A 5,422-nucleotide genomic window follows, 5' to 3' on the forward strand; every position below is an offset into this window, starting at 1 on the left:
AGGATCGGTGGCCGCGGAGAACCGGCTCCATTGCGAGGTGCTCCGGTTGTCAGAGCAGGCCCGTGCGATGACCGGCTCCGCCTACTACACGCAGTTCGAGGCCGTCTCGGGCGCGATCGAGAGGCTGGACGGTCTCGGCCGCGTGGTCCTCGCGGCCCCCTTGAGGGGGACGGAGGCCGAGCGACGTCTGCGCGCCGCCCTGCACTCTCGCGGGGTCACGCCGATTCCCGGGACGGGAGCCGACCACCTGGCCTCCGCGGCGGAGCCCGACGGCGACGGCGCCGTCACGGGAACCCATGTCCTGCACGCGTCGGACCCGGATGACGAGGTGCGGGCGGTGGTCCGGTTCGTCCGCTCACGCCTGGCGGACGGGCTCCCGGGGCACCGGATCGGCGTCTATTACCCGTCGCCGGACCCCTATCTCCGACTGCTGCTCCGGGCGTTCTCGGAGGCGGGGATCGTCGTCAACGGACCCTCCGCCACCGATCTCGGTCGCACGACCGCCGGCCGGTCCCTCGTCCGACTGCTCGCGATCGACCCGGACCTCATGCCGCGCGCCGACCTGCTCTCGATCGTGGCCGAGGGGGCCGTGGCACTCCTCGACGACCGGGGCACGGCGGTCTCGTCCCGTCGGCTGGAGATGCTCACCCGCATGCGTGTCCCGGTCATTGGAGCGGGCGACTGGACCCGCCTGGCCGACCACCTCGCGGACCGTGGTGATCAGTCCGGGGACGGGTTCACCGACTCCGACCGGGCGGCCGGCGCGGCGCTGCTACACCTGGTCGACAGGATCAGGTCGACCCTCGGCGCCCTCGAGTCCGCACGGACCTGGTCCGAGGTCGGAGAGACGCTGGACACCCTGCTCACCTCCCTCTTCCGGCAGACCCCCGACCGCGCGGCGGTGCAGGCCGCGGTGGGATCTCTCGCCGACCTCGACACCCTCTCGCCCGCGATCACCCGCGAGCGGATCGTCGGAGCCGTGTCCACCCGGCTGGACTCGATCACCGAGCGGGTCGGCGAGGAGGGGGCGGGCGTGAGCCTGGGCCCGATCGACGACGCGGTCGGCCGGGACCTCGACACGGTGTGCGTGGTGGGCATGGCCGAGGGACTGTTACCCGTCCTGCACCGACCCGATCCGCTGCTGCCCGAGGGAGCGGTCGAGCCACCCGCCTCCGAACTGCTCGACGAGCGGTACCGGGTCCTCCAACTGGCCCTGTCGGCGGGCGCGAACCGACGACTGTGTTCGTTCCCCCGCGGGTCGATGCGGGGTGGCGGACACCGCATCCCGTCCCGGTGGCTCCTGCCCACGCTCTCGCGCCTCTCCGGCGAGCAGGTCCACGCCACCCGGTGGCAGGAGGCCGTCGCGGGGTGCCCCGCCGTCACCGCGGTCCCCTCGTTCGTCGACGGCGTCCTCTCACCCGCGCCCCTCCTGGGCCCCGATCCGGCCACCCCCACCGAGCTGCGCCTCCGTGAACTGGCGGCACGCGGGTGGCGGGCGGGACCCACCGCGCCGGAGCCGCTCATCCGGGCACACGAGATGCGTCGGGACCGGAGGCTCGGTGTGTTCTCGCGGTTCACCGGAGACGTCTCGTCCGTGAACGAGCTGGTCACGGTTCTCGACACACCCGTGTCGCCGACCCGCCTGGAGGACTGGGCCCAGAGCCCCTACCTGTTCTTCCTCGCCACCGTGCTCCGGGTCCGTGTGCTCGACGACCCGGCGGCGGACATCGAGATGGACCTCCGCGACTACGGCGACCTGGTCCACGCGATCCTGCAGAGATACGTGGGCGAGCGACTCGCGCTGGGGGTCGGTCCGGATCGTGACCTGCTCATGCGCGCCCTGTCCGACGAGTGCGACAAGGCCGTCGCCGCGGCTCCCGGGCTGCTCACCCCCCTGTGGCGCCGGCGACGCATGCTCCTCGCCGCCGAGCTCGGCCGGTGGTTCGAGGAGGACAGCGCTGATTCGGACGCGGGCTGGCGTCCCACGGCCACCGAGCTCGGATTCGGACGCGGACTCCCCGGAGAGCCGTCGGCCGGGATCGCGCTCGAGGTGATCACCTCCCGCGGCCCGGAGACCCTGCTCCTGGCCGGATCGATCGACCGGCTCGACGTCCGGGATGGAGCGCAGCGCGTGACCGACTACAAGACCGGGAAGCCACCCGGGGTGGAACTGCGCCCGCGCGAGGACGACCCCACCGTGGCCGGCACCCGGTTCCAGCTCCCCCTGTACGCCGCGGCCGCCGCCTCCGCCCGGCACATGCCCGTGAGCGAGGCCCGCTACTGGTACTGCACCGAACGCGGGGGCTTCGAACAGATCTCCCTCACCATCTCGGATGCCGTCATGGACCGGGTCCGCTCGGACGTCGGCCACCTGGTCGACGCCATCCGGCGGGGATGGTTCCCCCTCAAGGGCGGGCGCGGGTCCTCCCGCGACCTGGCCGACCTGCTCGGAGGCGCGGATCTGGACCGCACGTGGGAGCGACTGTCCCGGCGGGAGCCACTCGCGTCCCATCCCGCGTTCGTCGGCATCGTCGCCGGTGACACGGCCGGGACCGGAACGGAGTCGACCCCATGAGCGCGCTCCACGACCAACCCGCCCGGGACCGGGTCGAACGGGACACCACCGCCACCCTCTTCGTCGAGGCCGGGGCGGGCACCGGGAAGACCCACGCCCTGGTCGGTCGGCTCAGCACCCTCCTGCTCACCGACGGCGTGCCCGTGGACAGGATCGCCGCGATCACCTTCACCGAGAAGGCGGCCGCCGAACTGCGTGACCGGCTGCGGGTCCACCTGGTCGACCGACGGGAGGGGGGAGACCCCCGCGCGGACGCCGCGCTCGCCGGGCTCGACACCGCGGCCATCGGGACCCTGCACTCGTTCGCACTGCGGCTGCTCTCGGAGAATCCGCTCGAGGCCGGGACACCGCCGAAGGTGACCGCCCAGCAGGACACCGCCGAGGCCACGGCCGTGGAAGCGATGTGGCAGGAATGCGCGAGCGTCCTGTTCGGCGGAGACCGGAACGGGTCGCGCTCCGGCATACTGGCCCAGGCGGTCGACGACATGCTCGACGCCGGCGTCGGCACGCATGCTTTCCGCGAGATGGTGGAGGCGCTGCACCGCGACTGGGACCGACTCCCGCGCGGCCCTCTCCACTCCGGCGGGGCTCCCGGTTCCGAGCTGCCCGCCACCCCCGATCTCGCGGAGATCGTCGCCGCGATCGGGTCGATCATCGGATGGCGAGAGTCCTGCCAGGACGAAACCGACAAGCTCTACCAGACCCTCGCCAGGCACGAGGAATGGCTGACGGACCTCCAGTCGGCGGCCACGGATCGGACGGCGTCTCCCACCTGGGTCGAACTCCTCTCCACGCCCCTCGGTCCGGGAAGCGGGGGAAAGGGGCCCAACTGGGGCGGCGCCGACACCGTCAGGGAGATCAAGGAGGAGATCAAGCGACTGCCCTCTATCTGCACCGAGGTCCTGTCCGCCCACTGGCGCCCCCGCATCGCGATCGTCCTGGACGCCCTCATCCCGGTGATCCGCGGACACGCCGAGGACCGGCGCAGGCGCGGCACGTTGCAGTTCCACGACCAACTCGTCCTGGCGCGTGAGCTGCTGCAGGACCCCGAGGTGCGGGACCGGGTCAGGGCCCGGTACACGCGCATCCTCATCGACGAGTTCCAGGACACCGACCCCATCCAGCTCGACCTCGCCACCCTCCTCACCGCCGAGGACGGCCGACGGGGCGCGGGGTCCACTGGTGGGTCGGCACCGAGCCCGGAACCGGGCTCGGTGTCCGGGAGATTGTTCACCGTCGGTGACCCCAAACAGTCCGTCTACCGTTTCCGCCGGGCGGACATCTCCACCTACCTGCGGGCGCAGCAGATGGACGGGGTCGAGATCGAGCGCCTGAGCACCAACTTCCGGTGTTCGCGGGCGGTGCTGGACTGGGTCAACTCGGTGTTCTCGGAGGTGATGCTCGCCGCGCAGGGCGTGCAGCCCGAGTACCGGGAACTGGAACCGGGTCCCGATCGGCCCCCGTACGACCCCGCGCACGGGCCCCGTCCCTTCGTGTTCCGCACCGAGGACGTGCCCGCGCTGCCCGATCACTGTCCCGCGGACGCGAATGACGACATCACGCGGCACTGGACCGAAGCCTCCGATGTGGCACGGGTGATCGCGACCGCCGTCCGGGAGCAGTGGACACACGAGTCCAAGGACGGTGGCCACACCCCGCTCCGCCTCGGGGACATCGCAATCCTCCTGCCCTCCCGGGGTTCTCTGCCGATGATCGAGAAATGCCTCGACCACGCCGGGATCGACTTCCGGACCGAAGCGTCGTCCATCGTCTACGGCACCCCCGAGATCAGGGACCTCCTCCTCGCCGTGCGGGCCGTGGCCAACGCGGCCGACGAGGCATCGCTCGTCGGAGCGCTCCGCTCCCCGCTCTTCGGATGTGGTGACGACGACCTGCTCCGGTGGCGCGCGGCCGGAGGGGTCTGGGCCCCCGGCGCCCCGGCGCCCGACCACCTCGTGGACTCCCCGGTCGCCGTGGGGATCGACTACCTCTCCGACCTGTCCCGGCGGAGCCGACGACCGGGCGAGATCCTCGAGACACTCGTCCACGATCGGATGGTCTTCGAATCGGTCGCCGAGTCGCCCCGCCGGCGCGACCTGTGGCGACGCATCCGATTCGTGATCGAACACGCCTGGCAGTGGGAGGACTCCGCCGCCGACCCGGCCCGCGCCGACCTGCGCGAGTACGCGGACTGGGCGCTGGCACTCACCGCCGAGGACGCCCGGGTCCCGGAGGCGGCGATCCCGGAGATCGGGGTCGACGCCGTCCGCATCACCACGATTCACGCCGCCAAGGGGCTCGAGTACCCGATGGTCGTGCTCGCCGGGATGAGCCGCAAGTGGCCGGGTGACCGGGACAGACTGCTGTGGACGGACGACGAGCCTCCCCGACCCGCGGCCTCGTTCTCCACCTCGGTGCGCGATCCCGGGTTCGCACGGGCCGCGGAGCGGGAGGCGGAACACTCGCTGGCGGAGCGGATCAGGCTGCTGTACGTGGCCGCCACGCGCGCGGAGAGTCGCCTCGCCGTCTCCGGACACGGATACGTACTGACCAAGGAGAAGAATCCGAAGCCCCGGAGACTGTGGGGTTCCCTCCTCGGTTCGGTCATGGAGATGCCCGACGCGCCGGAGCTGGTGCCCTACGGGCAGGATCTGCTCGAACCGGCGTCCGCACCCCCCGTCGACGTCCCCGGACGGGACGAGTGGGACGACCGCAGCCGCGAGGTCGTCGCCCGATCCGCCGAGCGAGCCGGGTGGTCGGCGACCCGGATCGCCCATCACCCCGCGGGCGGGCCCGACCCCTCGCTACCCCAGCAACTGGCCGCCGCCCTGCGGGACCGGTTCGCGC

The 5,422-nt window shown here is 72.1% G+C and carries 2 protein-coding genes; both read left to right on the top strand.

Going from position 1 to position 5,422, the window contains the following annotated elements; genetic code table 11:
* Positions 1-2,575 (top strand): PD-(D/E)XK nuclease family protein (locus tag G6026_RS03485; RefSeq protein ID WP_182612275.1); only part of this gene is annotated, 2,575 nt, incomplete at its 5' end.
* A partial coding sequence (locus G6026_RS03490; RefSeq protein WP_182612276.1) for a UvrD-helicase domain-containing protein occupies positions 2,572-5,422 on the top strand: 2,851 nt, incomplete at its 3' end. The genes G6026_RS03485 and G6026_RS03490, both read left to right, overlap by 4 nt.

Origin of the sequence: Dietzia sp. DQ11-38-2 (genome assembly GCF_014145055.1) — a bacterium.
Lineage (GTDB): Bacteria > Actinomycetota > Actinomycetes > Mycobacteriales > Mycobacteriaceae > Dietzia.